Origin of the sequence: Neobacillus paridis (assembly GCF_016765675.1) — a bacterium.
In the GTDB taxonomy this organism is placed as follows: domain Bacteria; phylum Bacillota; class Bacilli; order Bacillales; family Cytobacillaceae; genus Neobacillus; species Neobacillus paridis.
Genome location: NZ_JAESWB010000115.1, coordinates 1 through 19,941, shown reverse-complemented (window position 1 = coordinate 19,941; position 19,941 = coordinate 1). Strand labels below are relative to the sequence as shown.

The following is a 19,941-nucleotide window of genomic DNA, read 5'->3' as shown; positions in this document are numbered from 1 at the left end:
GCAAGCTGCAGAAGCTTTTTGTTTATTGATAAGGTAAAATTCCCCAAATATCTCTTGCATATTCCTTGATTGTCCGGTCACTGGAAAAATAACCGGCATGGGCAATATTCATAAGACTTTTTTGCTGCCAGCGGATTGAATCTTTAAAAGCCTCACTTACTTTCTTTTGAGTAGTAGTATAGGAAGCAAAATCCTTTAAAACAAAATATTGATCGTTTTCCCCAAGTAAGGAATCGAAAATGGGTTCAAATTCATTGGACACATTAGGAAAAAAGCCGTTCACAAGCTGATCGACGACTTCACGAATTCGTTGATCATGATGATAATACTCAACCGATTCATAACCGCCATGTTGATAATAACGGAGGACTTCTGCTGCTGTCAGTCCAAAGATAAAGATATTATCTTCCCCTACAAGCTCATGAATTTCGACATTCGCCCCATCCAATGTTCCAATCGTTAATGCTCCATTAAGCATAAATTTCATATTGCCTGTTCCGGAAGCTTCTTTACTGGCAGTCGAAATTTGCTCGCTGACATCTGCCGCCGGAAAAATCCTTTCTGCCAAGGAGACGCGATAATTCTCCAAAAAAACCACTTTGAGTCTATTACCTATCTGCGGATCAGTATTAACCTTATCCGCTACTGTATTAATTAATTTGATAATCTTTTTAGCATAATAGTATCCCGGTGATGCCTTTGCCCCAAAAATAAACACCCTTGGAACGATTTCAAAACTGGAATCGGCTTTCATCCGATTATATAGATACATAATGTGTAAAACATTAAGAAGCTGTCTTTTGTAAGCATGAAGCCGTTTTACCTGGACATCGAAAATGGCCTCTGAATCAACAGCTATTCCATTCTGTTTGTAAATCATTTCTGCTAGCTGCTTCTTATTATCGGTTTTGATTTTTTTTAAATGCTGTAAAAATGGTTCATCTTGCTGGAATTGAAGTAATTGTTTTAGTTTATCCGCTGATTGGGTCCATTCTGCTCCGATTGCTTCTGTAATCAAGGCGGACAGCCGCGGATTTGCTTGTAACAGCCAGCGGCGATAGGCAATCCCGTTTGTCTTATTATTAAATTTATCAGGATACAACTGGAAAAATGGCTTCATTACCCGTTCCTTTAAAATCTCTGTATGCAGTCTTGCCACTCCATTAACGCTAAAGCTGCCGACGATTGCCAAATGGGCCATTTTCACCTGATGGTCGGCAATAATCGCGAGACTGCTAATTCTTTCCCAATTACCGGGTGTTTCCTCCCAAAGCATACGGCAAAAACGCTCGTTAATTTCTTCGATAATCATATATATCCTTGGCAAGAGTGGTTGAAAAATATGAACCGGCCATTTTTCCAATGCTTCTGATAAGGTCGTATGATTGGTATAGGAAATCGCATTCGTTGTAATATGCCATGCCTCGTCCCAGCCGAAGCCCTCTTCATCCATCAAGATTCGCATCAGCTCCGGAATGGCCAGAACCGGGTGGGTATCATTTATATGAAGGCAGACATATTCGTGCAGCTGTTCCAGGTTCGCATGCTGCTTCTTATAAGAACGTAAAATAGACTGTATACATGCTGATACTAGAAAATATTGCTGCTTTAGCCGAAGGATTTTTCCTTCATCATGAGTATCATCCGGGTAAAGCAGCTCCGAAATAGCTTCCGTTTCCCGCTTATATTTAAGAACATCCTGATGAAACGGAAATTGTGCCGGCTCCGCGCTCCAGAGTCTCAGCGTATTGACGGTGTTTGTGTTAAAGCCGACAACCGGGATATCGTAAGGGACAGCGGTCACCTTTTCAGCATTTAAATGCCGGAAGATGAGCCGATCATTTTCAATTTTTGCTTCCACATTGCCCCAAAATGAGATGCTGACTGCCAAGTCCGCTTTGCGAACCTCCCAAACATTGCCGCTTCTGAGCCACTGCTCAGGCAATTCAACCTGATAGCCATCAACAATTTTTTGTTCAAATAAGCCATGCTTGTAGCGGATGCCATGCCCATGGCCAGGAAGATTGAGCGAAGCCAGCGAATCTAAAAAACAGGCGGCCAATCTTCCTAAGCCGCCATTCCCCAAGCCCGCATCAGGCTCTATTTCTTCTATCTCGGTCAAATTTATTCCCAGTTCCTGAAGTCCGCGCTCAACCATCGCCTCCACCCCAAGATTGATTAAGTTTTGCCGTAAAAGTTTGCCTAATAAATATTCGATTGACAAATAATAGACTTGTTTTCTCTTTGATGCCCAATAGCGCTCATTCGTTGTAATCCAGTCATTGCTGACAAATTCACGGATCATCTGACCAAGCGTTTGGTAATGATCTCTTGGCGTACTTTCGGCAAAGCTTTTCCCGCATAGCATTTCAAGCCGTTTTAAAAAGGTCTTCTTAAATTGTTCTTTCGAAGAAAACATGCGATTCACTCCCAGAGACGATTTCAGCGTAGAGCTGATTATAGCAAAAGGCCGATTGCGCCCAGCTATAATCCTTTTCCATTGCCTGTTTGATAATTTTCTGCCATGTCCTGTGATCATGATAGAAGCCAATTGCCCGCTGAATGGTAAAAAGCATGTCATGCGCATTGAAATCGCGGAAAGAAAAGCCATTTCCCTGCCCGGTCACTTCATTCCATGAGCTAACCGTATCATTCAACCCGCCCGTCTCCCGTACAATCGGAATGGCCCCGTATTTCATCGCGATCAATTGACCAAGGCCGCAAGGTTCAAATAGTGAAGGCATTAAGAACAGATCTGCGGCGGCATACAGCTTATGCGCCAAGGCTTCATTAAATTCCGTCTGAACCTTCAGCTTTTCCGGATAAATTCTTGCCGCCTGCCGAAAGAATTCCTCGTACTCGTAATCACCCGTTCCCAGGATTATGACCTGTAAATCTTCCTGCAGAATTTCCCGGAGTACACATTGTACAAGGTCAACCCCCTTTTGTTTGGTCAGCCGAGAAATCATCACCAAAAGCGGCGTACCAAGGCTTTGCTTTAGGTCGAATTGCTTTTGAATCATACGTTTATTATCCTGCTTTTTAGTTAAATCCTCCAGACTATATGTTTGAAATATAAGCGGATCATGAACAGGATTGTAGAATCCCTCATCAATTCCATTTAAAATTCCCACAAGGTCCTCATTCCGTTTCCTTAATAAACCCTCCAGTTTTTCCCCATAAGCCTCCGTCTTGATTTCCTCTTTATACGTCGGACTGACAGTGGTAATTTTATCGGCAGCAATCAGTGCCCCCTTAAGAAAATTGACATTTCCATAAAACTCCAAATGCTGATAGTGAAGCGACAGATCCTCCAAGCCCAATAAATCCCCCAATACTTCTTTTGGAAAAATTCCTTGGAACTGGAGATTATGAATCGTAAAAACAGTTCTAATCAGATCGTACCCCCTGCGCCTGTAATATTCTGTTTTTAATAGATAGGGAATCATTGCCGTATGCCAATCATGACAATGAAGCACATCTGGGAAAAAATTCAGCTGGGTGATGGTTTCCAGAACCGCCCGGTTAAAATAGCTAAACCGCTCGCCATCATCGAAATAGCCATATAGTCCTTCGCGTTTAAAGTAATATTCATTATCGATAAAATAATAGATAACTCCTTGGAACTCGAGCTGCTCGATGCCGCAATACTGATTTCTCCAGCCGACAGAAACGGTAAATTCCTTGACCTTTTTCATTTCCTTTTTATATTTTTCGGCAATCGTTCCATACTTTGGAAGAATCACTCTAACATCTGTTCCCTGGGCCTTCAGTTCTTTTGGCAAAGACCCGGCAACATCGGCCAGGCCTCCTGATTTTGCAAACGGACCACATTCTGACACTGCAAATAGTACCTTCATGATTTCATCAACGCTCCTTGCTTCGTCCCTTTTCGAATCACATATGGTGACCCTGGCGTACCGATTATTTTGGTTCCTGCTTCAATTTTCACATCTTTATCCAAAATCATCGAATCCAGGTAACAATTATCTTCAATTTGGCATTTTTGCATGATAATGCAGTTCTTAATAACTGAACCTTTGCCAATTTTTACACCACGGGCAATGATGCTTCTGTTCACAATACCGCTAATGAGACAGCCATTGGCAATCATCGCATTTGTTACTTTCGACCCTTTTAAATACTTTGTCGGCGGCTCATCCTTGACCTTGGTAAAAATGGGCCGCTCACGCAAAAACAACTGTTTCCACATTTCAGGCTGCAATAAATTCATGTTGCTAGAATAATAGGTTTTAATGGAATCAATCATCACGGCATAGCCATCATAAACATACTGGCAAATGGAATAGCCATGATGCGGGTCATTTACCACATCCTGCACGCAGGTATACCCGGTTTGATTTCTAGTTTCTAATAACTTGATGAGAAGCGAAGTTTTGATCAAATATATTTCTAGTGAACTTCCACGCTGATCATGGATTTCCGTAATATCGCAGCCTGATTGCAAATGCCATTTAAAAACTGAGCCAAAATCGATATTTAAAATCGTAAAGCAATTACTAATAATCGCATATTCCTGTGTGCTGCGATAAAAATAATCCATATTGGCCGCAAAAAGGTCGAATGAACCAATTCTATTATATTCACTATCAACAATGGCCGATGGAAAAAAGAAAAGCCCATCCCGTTTGCGATTTAAATCCCAATTTTTCCCCGACCCTAAATGATCCATCAAGGAGCGGTACTGTATTTTTGGAAAAATAGCGACGCTTCTAATTCCAGAGTTAACCATACTTGATAAGATAAAATCAATAATTCGGTACCTGCCGGCAAATGGCAGTGCAGCTAGAGACCGATGCGTTAATAAGTCCTTCAAGTCTTCATGATAGGTTGTTGCATCAATAATTCCTAATAGCTTTCTTTTCACTCAATAAGTCCCTCCAGTTTCTCTACTCCATCCCCAGTATTCTTGCGCCATAACGGATCATGCTAATAGGCTGGCTTTAACCTGCGGATCAGTTGCTCGGTTACTAGAATTATTTTTTCATCAAAGGAACGAATCACCGTTCCATCCGGGATTGTCATATCATAAGGAACAATCGCTCTTTCGATGAAACAATCCTTACCTATAGCTGTATCCTGCATAACCACCGCATCTTTCACGACGGATCCTTTCCCAATTGAAACACCTTGAAAGAGCACGGAATGCTCTATTTCTCCTTCAATCGTGCAGCCTTCATTGATCAGTGACTCCTTGACAACCGCTTCCGGTGAAATAAACTGCGGCGGCCGGTTCGGATTGACGGAATAAATCTTCCAGCTGTAATCAAATAAATTTAACTCGCAGTCTTCCTTTAATAAATCCATATTGGCCTCCCACAGGCTTTCAACAGTACCCACATCTTTCCAATATCCCCTAAACGGATAAGCAAACAGGTTTTTCTTTTCTCTTAATAACAAAGGGATAATATCTTTACCAAAGTCATGACTTGAATCGGGATTGTTAGCATCCTGTTCCAAATATTCCTTAAGAATATTCCAGCTGAAAATATAAATCCCCATGGAGGCAAGATTATTTTTCGGATTAGCGGGCTTCTCCTCAAACTCTATAATCCTCATATCACTATCCGTATTCATAATGCCGAACCGGTTGGCTTCCTCCCAGGCGACCTCAATGAGAGAAATTGTGACGTCTGCCTGTTTTTCCTGGTGATATTCAAGCATGCTCTCATAATTCATTTTGTATATATGGTCCCCTGAAAGGATTAAGACATAGTCAGGCTGATATTGCTTTAAATAATTCAAATTTTGATAGATGGCACTGGCAGTTCCGGTATACCACTTGACCTCTGAAGATTCACTATATGGCGGTAGTACCGTTACCCCGCCGTCCTTACAATCAAGATCCCAGGCACTGCCAATGCCAATATAGGAGTTTAATAGTAAAGGCTGGTACTGTGTTAAAACGCCAACCGTATCAATTCCGGAATTAGCACAATTGCTTAAAGTAAAATCGATTATCCGATATTTTCCTCCAAAAGGGACTGCGGGTTTTGCCAGCTCCTTGGTTAGATCATTCAGCCTGCTTCCCTTTCCTCCTGCTAACAGCATGGCCACGCACTTTTTCTTTACCATTCCCTTTTCGCTCCTTTCGTTTTTTGACTGGTCTTATTATTTGAAACCCAAACGGGGCTACTGTTAACTGAAGTGAATATGGTTTTCCATGACTTGGCTCTTGTACCGCCATAAGTGCCCTTTTATTTACAACCCCCGATCCGCCATATTCTTCCTGGTCACTATTAAATATTTCCCGATATTGACCCGGACTGGGGACACCAATCTTATATCCTTGATAGCCAATACCTGTGAAATTACAAACAATGATCAGCATGGCGTCTTCTTTTTTTCCGCGGCGGATAAAAGAAAAAATGGATTGATCCGCATTATCAACGTCAATCCACTCAAAACCTGCCTGCAGGTGATCTAGTTCATAGAGCGCTTTTGACCGTTTATATACTTTCATTAACATTTTTACATAAAAATTATTCTTTTGATGAAGAGGATATTCCATTAAATTCCAGTCCAATTGCTCTTTATCCTTCCATTCGGCAAACTGCCCCAATTCAAAACCCATAAATAGCAGTTTTTTCCCTGGATGGGCGAACATATATCCAAGCAATAGCCGTAATTGAGCAAATTTCTCGTGATATTCCCCAGGCATTTTATCAAGCAATGACTTTTTTCCGTGGACAACTTCATCATGTGAAAATGGGAGCATAAAGTTTTCCGAAAAAGCATATAAAAGTGAAAATGTAATCTTAGAATGAACGTGAGATCTCGCAAACGGCGGCGTTTCCATATATTCCAGAACATCATTCATCCAGCCCATATTCCATTTATAATGAAACCCCAATCCACCAAAGCGTACGGGCGCGGTTACCCGGGGAAATTCGGTGGAATCCTCACCAATCATTAAAAAGTTAGGATTATATTCTTCGATCACCTGGTTCAACTTTTTTAAAAATGCAACTCCAAATGGATTTTCACGTTTCTTATGACCTGCATTGGGCCAATAAATAATATTGGCAACAGCATCCATCCGAAAACCATCGATATGAAAATAGTCCATCCAAAATAAGGCATTAGAAATCAGAAAACTTTGTACTTCTCCCTTACCTAAATCAAAATTGGCTGTTCCCCAAATCATATTTTCCCGATCGCCAGGAGTCTGATACGAATAAAGATGGGTACCATCAAAACGGTATAACCCATGTGCGTCTTTGCAAAAATGACCCGGGACCCAATCAAGGATTACGCCAATTCCGTGTTGATGACACTGATCCACAAAATACATAAACTCACGGGGCTCACCAAACCTTGAAGTAACGGAAAAATACCCGGTTCCTTGATAACCCCACGAATCGTCGAGCGGGTGCTCAACAAGCGGCAATAGTTCTACATGGGTAAATCCATGTTCCTTAACATAAGGGATTAGCTCGGCAGCTAATTCCGAATATGTAAGATAATCTCCATTTTGTTTTTTTCGCCATGATCCTAAATGGACTTCATAGATCACAACAGGCTCCGTTAAGAAGTTGCTTTGAGACTTCCGTTTCATCCATCGATCGTCTTGCCACGCATAATCATTTATGGAATAAACAATCGAGGCAGTATTCGGTCTTACTTCCGAATAAACGGCATAAGGATCAGCTTTTAACAGCCTTTCTCCAGATCGTGTAACAATTTCATACTTATAAAGCTCTCCGTCCAGATCGTCATTCACAACGATCATCCAAACTCCTTCATTATTCACTTTGTTTAATTCATATCCATGACCATCCCAGTTATTAAACTCTCCAACCAGTCGAACTGTTACAGCGTTGGGAGCCCATACACAGAATCGTGTACTCGTTTGGTTGGAATAGGAAAAAATATGAGCACCGAATAGCCGATGACTTTGGAAAAGATTTCCCTCATGAAATAGATGCAACTGATAGTCAGTGGGAAATAATATGTTTACTGTCATGATTTCCTCTTCCTCACTTGAGAATATGTACTTCAAAAAACAATTATATATGTATTTGGGTCGTAATCCTCAAAATACTTTTTTCCCTTTTCAGACAATTTAGATAGTAAATTGCTATAATGTTCTATTTTTTGTCGTTATCCTTGCATTTTCGACAAAAAAATCATCAAATTTCGAGTCATTTTGCTAAAAATATCAATTCACTTTTAATTTTTTTTAGGAACCAAGAAGGGGGGATTGGTAATAAATAAAAATCACAATGGAAATCACGGGCTAAAATACCTAATTTTGTTTATGTAAATAGCTGTTAAATTCACAAAAAAACCACAAGAAAGCCTGTCATTACAGCATTCTTGTGGTTTTAACTGTCAAACTTGAGATAGTGTTTTTTGTTGAGCAATAATTTATTTAAAATTTTCAGAATTAATTTTTATTATTTTTTTTCTACTATTCGAGTTCACCGACAATCTTCGTCCCATGCACCTCGGTTATCCCTAACTCACGAACAATGTGCGGCAGATTCCGATCGGTAATTCCGCCGCCGGGCATGATGGTAATTCTATCACCAGCAAACTGGATCCATTCCTTTAACAGGTCAAGGTTGTCTTCCAGTTTGGAATTGCTTGAACCGCCGTGCGTTAATATCCGTGTCACTCCTTGTTCTGCCAGCCAGGTGATGGCATCAAGCTGAGCTTCGGGCCTAATCTGGTCAAATGCCATATGGAATACGACCTCGAGTCCCTTCGCCGATTGCAGAAGCGTAAGCATCGCTACTTCATCAATCCAGCCGCTGTCCGTTAAACAGCCGAATACCACCCCGTCGGCTCCCAGCTCTTTGAAATGGGCAATATCCTCCTGCATCATGGCAATCTCCGCTTTGTTATAAACAAAATCGCCGCCCCTGGGCTGCACCATCGCCATCACAGTTACATTTCTACTCCGGCAATAATCAATCGTTTGTTTCGCAACCCCATGGCTGACAGTTGTGCCGCCGATGACTTATGCTTCGACTTTGGTGAACCAGGATTTTGCGGTTTTCTTTAAGACAGCATCTAGGCTGGTGATGTTGTCTTTGCCTTCGGTTTGGAGCCAGTCGTTACCGGCTGCTTGACCTTTTTCGGCGAATGGCTGGACGCCGTTTTTCCATGTAGCGCGGCCGCAAAGGACCCCGTTGAATTCTGCACCGGCTTGGGCAGCGAATTCCAGCGTATCTTGGAACAATTGGGCGCTAACCCCTGCACTTAAATAGATATAAGGCAGCTCTGTCGCATCACTTTGGTCTTTAAAGTATTGTTTTGCTTGTTCCACCGTGTAGACAACCTCACCTTCAGCGAAGCCTTCGACATAATTCATATTGACAGGCACTTCTACTTTTAACACATCGACGTTGTAGCGTGAGTCTGAGAACACCTTCATAGCGTCAATGACTTTATGTGGTTTTACCTTGGCATATTCGACGCTTTTCACATCTTCAATCGTCGCATCATATGAAACGATTTCCAGGAAGAACGGGATATCCTCGGCAACGCATTCCGAACCAACCCGTTCGATGAATGCGTGTTTGATATCATTAATCGCTGGGTCTTCATCAACATCATAATATAGAAGAAACTTAACCGCATCCGCCCCGGCTTCTTTTAACCGTTTCGCTGACCACACGTCAAGCACATCCGGCAGGCGTCCAGGAACGGTTGCGTCGTAACCGGTCTTTTCATAAGCCAACAGCAATCCTGCGTTTTCATCCCTTACTTCCGCAGCAGGCAGGCCATATTCAGGATCAAGTAAAATCGATGAGGCATATTTCGTGAGCTCTTTACTTACCAGTTTTTTGAATTCAATGATACCTTCATCACCAATCTCTTTTGAGCTGGCGCTTGCAATCATTTTTTTCAATGATCCCCTCTGGTCGATGGCCAATGCACCGATGATGCCATTTTCATCTGATAATCGTTTTAATGCTTCCAGCTTATTGTTCGTTAATTTGACCATAGTTGTAACTCCCTCTCTTTCGATCTTATTTCATCTCAATTACTTCCACTTGTTGGAAAATAAGATCGAATTTTGCTTTATTTACATAACCGGTTTGTGTCTCCATCGCATTTAACACCCCGGTCGTCATAGCTGTTTTCATAATATCTTCCACCGATTTTCCTTGCAGCATCGCAGCCGCTAATCCGGCAACGACGGAATCTCCCGACCCAACGGGATTCACTACTTGGACCGAAGGGATTTTTACTTGGAAATACGTATCGTTATGTTTGACAAACGCCCCTTTTGCTCCCAGTGATACGACGACCCATTCAATATCAGCAAATAACGGATCTGCCAAAGCCGTTTTAAGCCCGTCCAAGTTTTCTGCATGCAATTTTTTACCAAGCAGTTGATTTAACTCGTCAATGTTTGGCTTAATAAGATCCGGCATGGCTTTCTTAGCCTTAAGAACTTGCTCAAGCACCTTTCCCGAACAGTCCAACAAGACAGGAATTTGCTGTTCACTGGCTAAACGAATCATTTCGGTGTAGACCGAAGCATCAAATCCTCTTGGCAGACTGCCGGAGATCGTAATAATATTTCCGGCTTTTAAAAATTTCCCAAAATGGGTGAGAAATTCATTTTTCTCTTTGGTGGAAAAATGCGGCCCAGCTTCCAAAATTTCCGTTTGCTTCCCCTCATGAAGAATGGCAATACAGTTTCGCGACTCTTGATTCGTCTTTAAAAAGTCGTGTGCAATTCCATCACGGTCCAACTGATTTTCAATAAAAGTCCCGAGTGTTCCCCCTAAGATTCCGGTCGCGGTCACAGGGACGTCCAACAAGTGAATGACCCTTGCAACATTCAGGCCTTTGCCGCCTGCAGTTTTGCTGACATGTGCAACACGATTGACCTCATTTAAAATAAATTCATCTAAATGATACGAAATATCGACAGACGGGTTCATGGTTACACTTACAATCATCGAATGACTCCCTTTTTGCTTTTACTTTATGGCACCAAATGTTTTTACATGATACCAGCAAACTTGCTAGTGAATGTTTTTTTACGATATTTTTTTAAGCCTAAACTCTTATACATGATACCTGCACACACCGTTAAGATAGGTGGCTTCCAGCTCCATTTTGTCCGTCAGCACGATAAAATCAGCTTCTCTTCCCGGTGCAATTGAGCCGCAGACATCATCAATATGACAGCTGGTAGCCGGGACAATAGTTGTCATCATTACTGCTTCTTCCGGAGTGGCAATACCCCAATCAACAACATTTTTCAACGCTTCTTTCAGTTTTAGTACACTTCCGGCCAGGCTGCCGTTTTCAATCGTTGCCTTCCCGTCTTTGACGATGACCGGGAATTCCCCCAACGTATAGACCCCATCCAGCATAGCACCCGCGCGCATGCAATCAGTAATCATCGCCACCCGGTCCCTGCCGCGGACATCCATTAAAACTTTAGCCGACACTGGATGTACATGGTGTCCATCACAGATTAATTCCGAGTATACCTTCTCTAAAGTCATTGCAGCTCCGACCATTCCCGGTGCACGCGAGGTTAACGGACTCATCCCATTATACGTATGGACAAACACGGAAGCGCCGCTCTCGACCACCTCTTTTGCCTGCTCAAAACTTGCATTGCTATGGCCCAACGCCACGACAACTCCCTGTTCTGTCACGTTCTTGACAAATTCCGCAGCTCCTTTGCGCTCTGGAGCCAAGGCAATTTTTTTAATGATCCCGCCTGAGAGCTGTTGCCATTTTTCAAAAGCTTGCAGATCTGGATCAGAAAAATAGTCCGGGTTCTGTGCCCCTTTGTGCTCTTCCGTGAAAAATGGACCTTCTAAATAAATTCCTTGGATTTTTGCACCTTGAACTTCTTGATAATGCTTGCCAATGGTTTCAACGACTTTGTTGAGTAAATCGACCGGGGCAGTTAAAGTAGTGGGTAAAAATGAAGTGACACCACAGGAAAGAAGACCTTCCGAAATAGCTTTGATGCCCTCAAAGTCATTGTCCATCACATCATGATTTAACAGCCCATGAATATGGGTATCGACTAAACCCGGGGCAATCCATTTCCCCTTACAGTCGATGACCTCGGCATGATCAACCGGAAGCGTTTTAGAATAGTTGCCAAATTTGCCGTCCACAATTTCTAAATAGCCGGCGTCCTCCACCACATTCTTTAGAAAAAATTTATCTGCATAAACAAAATAGCGCATTTTATTCCTTCTTTCATAGTAACAAAAGAGAAAAGAAGGGGAATCTTTTCTCTTTTGTTGGTATTCAAACAATTAGAATAATTTAAACAGGCTTCCAAGAATCCCGATTACAACGGTAACTCCAATCAAGGTTAATGGTGAACGGCCTTTTTTCAACATCCAGTAGCAGAAGAATGTATAAAGCAACGGTAATAATTGCGGCATAATTTGATCGATTACACCTTTTTGCAAATCGACATTAATGCTGCCGGCATGGATTTTGATGCCAAATTTGAAATTAATATAAGTGGCAACAAGTGCGCCGATAACGGTTAACCCGACGATTGATGCGGCACGAGAAATTTTCTTGGTACTTTCTTTTAAGCTTAATACTGCTTTTGTTCCTGCATTGTATCCATAATGCATCAAACCAAATACAAGGGCGAAGTGAACAATATTAAAAACAATAACGAATAACAGCGGACCGGCGATATTTCCACTTGCTGCCAATGAGGCACCAATCCCAGCCGTAATTGGAAGTAATGTCAGCCAGAACAATGCATCACCGATACCACCCAGAGGACCCATCATGGCCACTTTAATCCCGCGAATCGTGTCGCGGCGTTCTTTGTTTTCTTCCATTGCCAGGATAACGCCTTGAATAAACGTTACCAAGAATGGGTGAGTATTGAAAAATTGTAAATGGTCGAGCATGGCAGACCTTAAGTCATTTTTATTTTTATGAATTTTCTTTAATCCCGGTAGCAAACTGTAAGTCCAGCCACCCCCCTGCATCCGTTCATAGTTAAATGATGCTTGCAACAGCAAAGAGCGCCAGGCCATTTTATTCAAATCTTTTTTCGTGAGTACTTTTTCTACGGTTGGATCTTCGTAATCATTTTTAATGAATTCATCACGATTTATTGTTTCTTTAGATGCCATTGCTATAGTCCTCCTCCAGATCATCATTTACAGGAGCCACCTTGACTTTATCACCATCATCGGATTTTCCACTTCCCATGAAGAAGTCATATGCGGCAACAGCAACACCTAAAATAGCGACGGCCAGAATCGGCATTTTTAAATACGCGGCAAGAATAAAACCGACGGCAAAGAATGGAGCGTAGGAACCTTTCCACATAATCTTCATCAACATAGCAAAACCGACGGCTGGCATGATTCCCCCAGCTACACTTAAACCAGAAATCAACCATTTTGGAAGCGCATTAACAATTACTTCTGCTTTGTCGGCACCAAAGTAAATTGGCAAGAATGAAATAATGAAATAGAATATAAATAAAATAATGGGGCCTAAATAGTTTAGACGATCAATGCCTTTTGTATTTCCGTTCACAGCATAATTGTCCATTTTATGCATAACTGGTGAATAAATCGTAAACAACAATGTAATACAGCTTTGTACGGCAACGGCAAACGGTACAGCGACACCAACGGCAATTTTTGGATCCTGGTGTGCCAAAATGGCAAATGCAGTACCGATAATTCCGCCGATAACGACGTTTGGCGGCTGTGCACCAGCAAGCGGCACCATCCCTGCCCAAACTAATTCAAGTGTAGCACCAGCAATTAAGCCTGTTTGCCAATCTCCTAAAATTAGTCCAACAACAAAACCGGTAAAAATAGGCCTATGAATATGGGTTAAACCATTGAACAAGTCAATTCCGGCTATACCAGCCCATATTCCGATTAATAAGGCTTGGATTAACATGGCGATTCCTCCATTTCAGAAATATTAAGCATTTTTCAGTAATTCCATCATGTTCTTGCCACTTTCATTTGGAATACCGCGAACATCCAATTTAATTCCCAGCTGATCCAGTTCCTTAAATGTCGCAATATCATTTTTGTCAACTGAAACCGTGGCAGACAATTGCTTTTTCCCCTCCGCAAAATGCATATTTCCAACGTTGATTTCTTTAATAGGCACCCCTCCTTTAACCAGTTTTAAAGCGTCTTGTGGAGTTCTGACAACCAGTAATATTTTTTGATGTGGAGCTGCTTTACCAATAATTCTGATCGTTTTTTCAATTGAGAAAAAGCGAGCTTGAACCGTATCCGGCAATACCATTTCCATAAGGCTTTGCTGCACCGGATCTTGCGACACTTCATCATTCGCCACTACAACGAGATTCGCCCCCAGTGTATTGGTCCAGGTAACGCCGACTTGTCCATGAACCAAACGATTGTCAATCCGAGTTAATAGAATATTTGGTGTTCCCATTCGATCTCCCTCTTTCGTATAAATTGGTTATTATTTTAAAAAAGTAAATCGCTAAAATTGCCCGGCTTTTTAAAAAGCTCCTTACTCTTGATAATCGTGGATGATGACACCCTTTACCACCCGGTTTACCGTTCCGGTAGCGGACGGAGTATCAGGTGTATTGCCAACTTTTAAGGAAGCCAAGATGGCAACTGTTTGGGCAAACATGATAAATGGGAAGGCTAAATATATATCATCCAACGTTTTCCCGGCGGCAAATGTAAACCGTTCCCCTGAAAAATTGCTTTCCTGCTCGACGGCGATGCTTACAATGACATTGGCAATTGCATCACGGCTGATTTCCTCAAGAATGTCTAAATCATATTTTCGTGTGTATTCATGATTGGAGGTAAAGACAAATACTGCCGTCTTTCCATTTACAAATGATTTAGGGCCGTGACGAAAGCCCATCGAAGAATCAAACATGGTTGCATACTGTCCGGCTGTCAATTCCAGTACTTTCAACTGTGCTTCTCTTGTTAATCCGGCCAGGCTTCCAGATCCTAGGTAGACAATCCGATCGAAGTCTTTATTCACAATGCTTTGGATTTGTGCTTCTTCCTGAATGACGAAATTCCCCATTTCAATCATTTCCGCAACCGATTTTTGCTTTTGCTCATCGCTTTGCGGATCAAAAATCAACAACGCCGATAGCATCATGCATGTAAAGCTGCCTGTCATCGCAAAGCCTTGATCATTTGCCCCGGATGGCATTAACAGTAGCAGCGAATTTTCTTCGTCCTTGACCATCTGAGCCAATTTTCCCTCGGGAGCACAAGTAATGTTTAATTGATAGAATGAATCAACCAATTGCTTTCCTAAATTTACTGCCGCAATACTTTCGGGGCTGTTGCCGCTCCGGGCAAATGAAACAAGCAAAGTAGGAACTTCCCTTTTAAAGACCTGATAAGGATTTGAAACAATCTCAGTCGTTGCGATGCTTTCTAAGGAAAACTCATTTCCATCCACCTTATTTCTTAAATAGGGAAGGAGTGTATCTCCTACATAAGCAGAGGTCCCTGCTCCGGTAAAGATGACACGAATACGCCCCAACCCGCGGAGTTTCGTAAAGAAAGCTGTTATATTCTCTTTTTCCCGGTTATAAATATCGATAGTTTCCTTCCACAGCAATGGCTGTTGTTTAATTTCCTTGCTCGTAACCGCGGCGCCGAGCCGTTCGAGTTCTTTAGAATCCATTTGAAACATGACAATCACATCTTTCCTTTTTTCTTAACTGCCGACTGTGACACTATTTCGGATCTTGCTAATGTAAACAATCTAGATACAGGTTATCTACATTCACTACTGGATATGACGTTATGACCAGTTGTTGTGCAAAGCTTTTTTAAAACCTATTTCACTTTAAAAACTTTCATTCCATCTTTGCCAGATTGGACAATTTCTTCGATAAATTGGCTAATTGGCAGATTCCTTTTAAAACAGCTATCCAAAAGAACCGGAGCATTTACGCCGGATATAACGGTTACATTTTCCTTCGTAACGGAAAGCTTTGCTGCTTCATTAAATGGTGTCCCCCCGGCAATATCTGTCAAAATGGCAACCCCTTCTGCAGATTGTAACTTTTCAATAGTGTCAGATAGTTTCATCGAGAGAGCCTCAGAGGTCATCCCTTCTTCGTAATCAATGACTTCAAAATTTTCTTGTTCACCTGCTATCAATCTTACAGTTGAGTAAAGGCCTGTTCCAAAATGTGCATGGCCGCACAAAATAATTCCAATCATGCTATCAAACCCTTCTTTTTATCTAATATGTCTAACTTTATAAATGAATTGGTCAGCTCTGGCGATACTGAATGTAAACTCAATAACCTGGTTTGCTGTATTGTAGGTGGTACGCTCCAATTTCAGGCAGGCAGAATTAGTCGGAACCTGGAGGAGGTGGGCTTCCCTGCTAGGAATAATGCTTGCTGAAAATTCCTCATCAGCTGCCTTAATCACCTGTGAAAATTCCTCTTTAAAAATTTCATACAAAGGCTTCTTTTTTACTAATTCCTCGGTTAGACTCGAAAACTTTGCAAAAGGTAAATAACTCGTTTCAACCATCATGGGTATACCATCTGCAAGCCTTAAGCGGATAATTTTAATGGCATTTTCCTCACCAGATAGGCCCATATGTTTTGCCAAATAATCATTAACCTTGATCACTTCAAAAGATAAGACCTCGGTTTTCGGGACTTTACCCAATTTTTTCATATGTTCGGTAAAACTGTAGCTCTCCATTAAATTTTGCTTATTCTCAGCCAAGGTAGCTACAAAGGTCCCTTTTCCATGCATTTTGTATATATAGCCCATCTTTTCCAATTCAGCCATGGCCAGCCTCACTGTAGTCCGACTAACATTATACTTGGTGCAAATTTCCCTTTCGGAAAGCATCCTATCATGTGGCTTCATATTTTCTTTAATTTGCTTCCCTAAAATATCAACTAACTGATAATATAAAGGTACTTTACTATCGCTGATAAGCACATATTTCGTCTCCTTAAATTCAAACTGGTCATTACCTTTGTTGAACTGGTTACTACCTCTTGATTAAATTATATACCTTTTATCCCCAATGTCAAGAAAAAATTGAAACCCCTTTCAAAGAAGCGTGGGGGACGGTTTGGAGCTGTCCAAAAAGTCATTAATTTTGACTTTTGGATGCCCCATTATTTTGCATTCTTTCAAAAAAGGGCACAAAAAAAATCGCCTTCTCTAGTAAAATGTAAGTGACCAAACCAACACTACAGAAAGGGCGATTTTTTTATGAACAATAATGTGAAGAACTGGACCTATGTCGAAGAAGACGACTGTTTTATTTGTTCGAATGAAAGGAAAGTGACGTTTAAAATTATGACCCCTACGGGATTCGAACCCGTGTTACCGCCGTGAAAGGGCGGTGTCTTAACCGCTTGACCAAGGGGCCAGATAAAAACGGAGAAGGAGGGATTTGAACCCTCGCGCCGGTTACCCGACCTACACCCTTAGCAGGGGCGCCTCTTCAGCCACTTGAGTACTTCTCCATATGGCTCCGCAGGTAGGATTCGAACCTACGACCGATCGGTTAACAGCCGATAGCTCTACCACTGAGCTACTGCGGAATAAATAATGTTAGGATGGGCCTAAATGGACTTGAACCATCGACCTCACGCTTATCAGGCGTGCGCTCTAACCAGCTGAGCTATAGGCCCATTATGGAGCGGGTGATGGGAATCGAACCCACAACAACAGCTTGGAAGGCTGTGGTTTTACCACTAAACTACACCCGCATTATTTAATTGATTTTATAATCATATACTCATACACGCGTGGAATGCCTCTTCCTCTAATAGCTAATTCGATGATGATAAATGCGTCGAGGCAACTCGTAGCAGACTCACGATGCAATGCTCGTGGCTGTGGTTTTACCACTAAACTACACCCGCATTATTTAATTGATTTTATAATCATATACTCATACACGCGTAGAATGCCTCTTCCTTTAATAGCTAATTCGATGATGATAGATGCGTCGAGGCAACTCGTAGCAGACTCACGATGCAATGCTCGTGGCTGTGGTTTTACCACTAAACTACACCCGCTTATTTATTGATGGGGCGGCTGACGGGAATCGAACCCACGAATGCCAGAGCCACAATCTGGTGCGTTAACCACTTCGCCACAGCCGCCACAATATTCTTTTTTAATAATGGTGGCTCAGGACGGAATCGAACCGCCGACACAAGGATTTTCAGTCCTTTGCTCTACCGACTGAGCTACTGAGCCATATTAAGAATGTACCCTACAGAAAGGCTAGTTATAGTCCTTTGCTCAAAAAATCTCACGATTTTTCTCGCAGATTGCCACAGAAGCATATTCAAAGGAGCATGCAATCTGCTCTACCGACTGAGCTACTGAGCCTTCTAGTTAAAACTAAAAATGGCGGTCTGGACGGGACTCGAACCCGCGACCTCCTGCGTGACAGGCAGGCATTCTAACCAACTGAACTACCAGACCAGATTGCGGGGGCAGGATTTGAACCTGCGACCTTCGGGTTATGAGCCCGACGAGCTACCGGACTGCTCCACCCCGCGATAATAATTATTTAAAGATTATGGCGGAGGAAGAGGGATTCGAACCCCCGCGCGGTTTAACCCGCCTGTCGGTTTTCAAGACCGATCCCTTCAGCCAGACTTGGGTATTCCTCCGTAAATTATATAAGAAATTAAGATAAATGGTGGACCTTGTAGGATTCGAACCTACGACCGGACGGTTATGAGCCGTCTGCTCTAACCAGCTGAGCTAAAGGTCCTTAGTTTAATTCATTAACTATTATTTGTCTGTCCCCATCTCAGCAAGCTTATCCAAGAGGCAACTCGATGGGTACAACTCGCTGTTTACTCGCTGAAGCTTTGCTCGTTGCTCTAACCAGCTGAGCTAAAGGTCCTTTATATTTGGTAGCGGCGGAGGGGATCGAACCCCCGACCTTACGGGTATGAACCGTACGCTCTAGCCAGCTGAGCTACACCGCCAAATATATATATATACAGTTAAGGTGGAGCCTAGCGGGATCGAACCGCTGGCCTCCTGCGTGCAAAGCAGGCGCTCTCCCAGCTGAGCTAAGGCCCCAAATTTTAAAAAAGATGGTCGGGAAAACAGGATTCGAACCTGCGACCCCTTGGTCCCAAACCAAGTGCTCTACCAAGCTGAGCTATTTCCCGTTAATATATGGCGCGCCCGAAAGGAGTCGAACCCATAACCTTCTGATCCGTAGTCAGACGCTCTATCCAATTGAGCTACGGGCGCAATATTAACATGGTGCCGAGGACCGGAATCGAACCGGTACGGTAGTCACCTACCGCAGGATTTTAAGTCCTGTGCGTCTGCCAGTTCCGCCACCCCGGCAAATCTGGAGCGGAAGACGGGATTCGAACCCGCGACCCCCACCTTGGCAAGGTGGTGTTCTACCACTGAACTACTTCCGCATATTGAATGGTGCGGGTGAAGGGAGTCGAACCCCCACGCCTTACGGCGCCAGATCCTAAGTCTGGTGCGTCTGCCAATTCCGCCACACCCGCATGATTAAATGGTGAGCCATGAAGGACTCGAACCTTCGACCCTCTGATTAAAAGTCAGATGCTCTACCTGCTGAGCTAATGGCTCATATTAAGAAACATATCAAAAGTAAACAGAAAAAGGTGCCGGCCAGAGGACTTGAACCCCCAACCTACTGATTACAAGTCAGTTGCTCTACCAATTGAGCTAGGCCGGCAAAGAAATAAAATATGGTGGAGGATGACGGGATCGAACCGCCGACCCTCTGCTTGTAAGGCAGATGCTCTCCCAGCTGAGCTAATCCTCCAATAATTTATGCCCGGCAGCGTCCTACTCTCACAGGGGCGCGTGCCCCAACTACCATCGGCGCTGAGAAGCTTAACTTCCGTGTTCGGTATGGGAACGGGTGTGACCTTCTCGCCATCACCGCCAGGCCATTAATTTAATC

15 protein-coding genes, 21 tRNA genes and 1 rRNA gene are annotated in these 19,941 nt (G+C 42.7%); all 37 read right to left on the bottom strand.

Going from position 1 to position 19,941, the window contains the following annotated elements:
- Positions 1–22 precede the first annotated feature (22 nt).
- Complete coding sequence (locus JK635_RS06555; protein WP_202653151.1) at positions 23–2,419, bottom strand: glycogen/starch/alpha-glucan phosphorylase; 2,397 nt, start codon at positions 2,417–2,419, stop codon at positions 23–25.
- Complete coding sequence (glgA, locus tag JK635_RS06550) at positions 2,394–3,860, bottom strand: glycogen synthase GlgA (protein ID WP_202653150.1); 1,467 nt, start codon at positions 3,858–3,860, stop codon at positions 2,394–2,396. Before glgA ends, JK635_RS06555 begins: the two co-directional genes overlap by 26 nt.
- Entirely contained in the window at positions 3,857–4,888 is a 1,032-nt protein-coding gene (locus JK635_RS06545; protein WP_202653149.1) for a GlgC family sugar phosphate nucleotidyltransferase, read from the bottom strand. Before JK635_RS06545 ends, glgA begins: the two co-directional genes overlap by 4 nt.
- Before the next feature lie 62 nt (positions 4,889–4,950).
- Positions 4,951–6,096, bottom strand: coding sequence for a glucose-1-phosphate adenylyltransferase (locus tag JK635_RS06540; protein WP_202653148.1), 1,146 nt, complete (start codon positions 6,094–6,096; stop codon positions 4,951–4,953).
- Entirely contained in the window at positions 6,035–7,987 is a 1,953-nt protein-coding gene (glgB, locus tag JK635_RS06535) for a 1,4-alpha-glucan branching enzyme (protein ID WP_202653147.1), read from the bottom strand. The genes JK635_RS06540 and glgB overlap by 62 nt, the downstream gene beginning before the upstream one ends.
- Before the next feature lie 447 nt (positions 7,988–8,434).
- Positions 8,435–8,983, bottom strand: coding sequence for a copper homeostasis protein CutC (locus tag JK635_RS06530; RefSeq protein WP_202653225.1), 549 nt, complete (start codon positions 8,981–8,983; stop codon positions 8,435–8,437).
- Positions 8,984–8,986: 3 nt separating this feature from the next.
- Positions 8,987–9,976 carry a tagatose-bisphosphate aldolase gene (gene lacD, locus JK635_RS06525; RefSeq protein WP_202653146.1) on the bottom strand — a complete coding sequence of 330 codons (990 nt, stop codon included), beginning with the start codon at positions 9,974–9,976 and terminating at the stop codon, positions 8,987–8,989.
- A gap of 25 nt (positions 9,977–10,001) precedes the next feature.
- Positions 10,002–10,943, bottom strand: a complete 942-nt coding sequence (gene lacC, locus JK635_RS06520; RefSeq protein ID WP_202653145.1) for a tagatose-6-phosphate kinase — start codon at positions 10,941–10,943, stop codon at positions 10,002–10,004.
- 108 nt (positions 10,944–11,051) lie between these two features.
- Positions 11,052–12,200: an N-acetylglucosamine-6-phosphate deacetylase gene (gene nagA / locus JK635_RS06515; RefSeq protein WP_202653144.1), complete on the bottom strand. Its 1,149-nt coding sequence runs from the start codon at positions 12,198–12,200 to the stop codon at positions 11,052–11,054.
- 72 nt (positions 12,201–12,272) lie between these two features.
- Entirely contained in the window at positions 12,273–13,121 is an 849-nt protein-coding gene (locus JK635_RS06510; RefSeq protein ID WP_202653143.1) for a PTS system mannose/fructose/sorbose family transporter subunit IID, read from the bottom strand.
- Positions 13,111–13,908, bottom strand: coding sequence for a PTS N-acetylgalactosamine transporter subunit IIC (agaW, locus tag JK635_RS06505; protein WP_202653142.1), 798 nt, complete (start codon positions 13,906–13,908; stop codon positions 13,111–13,113). The genes JK635_RS06510 and agaW overlap by 11 nt, the downstream gene beginning before the upstream one ends.
- A gap of 24 nt (positions 13,909–13,932) precedes the next feature.
- Positions 13,933–14,421: a PTS N-acetylgalactosamine transporter subunit IIB gene (gene agaV / locus JK635_RS06500; protein ID WP_202653141.1), complete on the bottom strand. Its 489-nt coding sequence runs from the start codon at positions 14,419–14,421 to the stop codon at positions 13,933–13,935.
- An 81-nt stretch (positions 14,422–14,502) separates the two neighbouring features.
- Complete coding sequence (locus JK635_RS06495) at positions 14,503–15,666, bottom strand: AgaS family sugar isomerase (RefSeq protein ID WP_202653140.1); 1,164 nt, start codon at positions 15,664–15,666, stop codon at positions 14,503–14,505.
- Between the two features lie 146 nt (positions 15,667–15,812).
- The gene (locus JK635_RS06490; RefSeq protein WP_202653139.1) at positions 15,813–16,202 is read right to left on the bottom strand and encodes a PTS sugar transporter subunit IIA; all 390 of its coding nucleotides are present in this window, start codon (positions 16,200–16,202) and stop codon (positions 15,813–15,815) included.
- 18 nt (positions 16,203–16,220) lie between these two features.
- Positions 16,221–16,946, bottom strand: coding sequence for a GntR family transcriptional regulator (locus tag JK635_RS25240; RefSeq protein ID WP_202653138.1), 726 nt, complete (start codon positions 16,944–16,946; stop codon positions 16,221–16,223).
- Between the two features lie 367 nt (positions 16,947–17,313).
- A tRNA-Glu gene (locus JK635_RS06480) sits at positions 17,314–17,385 on the bottom strand.
- A 9-nt stretch (positions 17,386–17,394) separates the two neighbouring features.
- Positions 17,395–17,482: transfer RNA gene (locus JK635_RS06475), tRNA-Ser, on the bottom strand.
- A gap of 3 nt (positions 17,483–17,485) precedes the next feature.
- Positions 17,486–17,560 (bottom strand) — tRNA-Asn (locus tag JK635_RS06470).
- Between the two features lie 16 nt (positions 17,561–17,576).
- Positions 17,577–17,650 (bottom strand) — tRNA-Ile (locus tag JK635_RS06465).
- A 4-nt stretch (positions 17,651–17,654) separates the two neighbouring features.
- Positions 17,655–17,728, bottom strand: a tRNA-Gly gene (locus tag JK635_RS06460).
- Positions 17,729–18,051: 323 nt separating this feature from the next.
- Positions 18,052–18,127: transfer RNA gene (locus JK635_RS06455), tRNA-His, on the bottom strand.
- Positions 18,128–18,148: 21 nt separating this feature from the next.
- Positions 18,149–18,224: transfer RNA gene (locus JK635_RS06450), tRNA-Phe, on the bottom strand.
- 154 nt (positions 18,225–18,378) lie between these two features.
- Positions 18,379–18,455: transfer RNA gene (locus JK635_RS06445), tRNA-Asp, on the bottom strand.
- Positions 18,456–18,458: 3 nt separating this feature from the next.
- A tRNA-Met gene (locus JK635_RS06440) sits at positions 18,459–18,532 on the bottom strand.
- Positions 18,533–18,553: 21 nt separating this feature from the next.
- Positions 18,554–18,646 (bottom strand) — tRNA-Ser (locus tag JK635_RS06435).
- 27 nt (positions 18,647–18,673) lie between these two features.
- Positions 18,674–18,750, bottom strand: a tRNA-Ile gene (locus tag JK635_RS06430).
- Between the two features lie 143 nt (positions 18,751–18,893).
- Positions 18,894–18,970: transfer RNA gene (locus JK635_RS06425), tRNA-Met, on the bottom strand.
- A 24-nt stretch (positions 18,971–18,994) separates the two neighbouring features.
- A tRNA-Ala gene (locus tag JK635_RS06420) sits at positions 18,995–19,067 on the bottom strand.
- Between the two features lie 15 nt (positions 19,068–19,082).
- Positions 19,083–19,159 (bottom strand) — tRNA-Pro (locus JK635_RS06415).
- A gap of 8 nt (positions 19,160–19,167) precedes the next feature.
- Positions 19,168–19,244 (bottom strand) — tRNA-Arg (locus JK635_RS06410).
- Positions 19,245–19,254: 10 nt separating this feature from the next.
- A tRNA-Leu gene (locus JK635_RS06405) sits at positions 19,255–19,343 on the bottom strand.
- A gap of 5 nt (positions 19,344–19,348) precedes the next feature.
- Positions 19,349–19,423 (bottom strand) — tRNA-Gly (locus JK635_RS06400).
- A gap of 8 nt (positions 19,424–19,431) precedes the next feature.
- Positions 19,432–19,516 (bottom strand) — tRNA-Leu (locus JK635_RS06395).
- A 9-nt stretch (positions 19,517–19,525) separates the two neighbouring features.
- Positions 19,526–19,601 (bottom strand) — tRNA-Lys (locus JK635_RS06390).
- Between the two features lie 36 nt (positions 19,602–19,637).
- A tRNA-Thr gene (locus tag JK635_RS06385) sits at positions 19,638–19,710 on the bottom strand.
- Between the two features lie 14 nt (positions 19,711–19,724).
- Positions 19,725–19,800: transfer RNA gene (locus JK635_RS06380), tRNA-Val, on the bottom strand.
- Between the two features lie 10 nt (positions 19,801–19,810).
- Positions 19,811–19,927 (bottom strand): 5S ribosomal RNA (gene rrf, locus JK635_RS06375).
- Between the last annotated feature and the right edge of the window lie 14 nt (positions 19,928–19,941).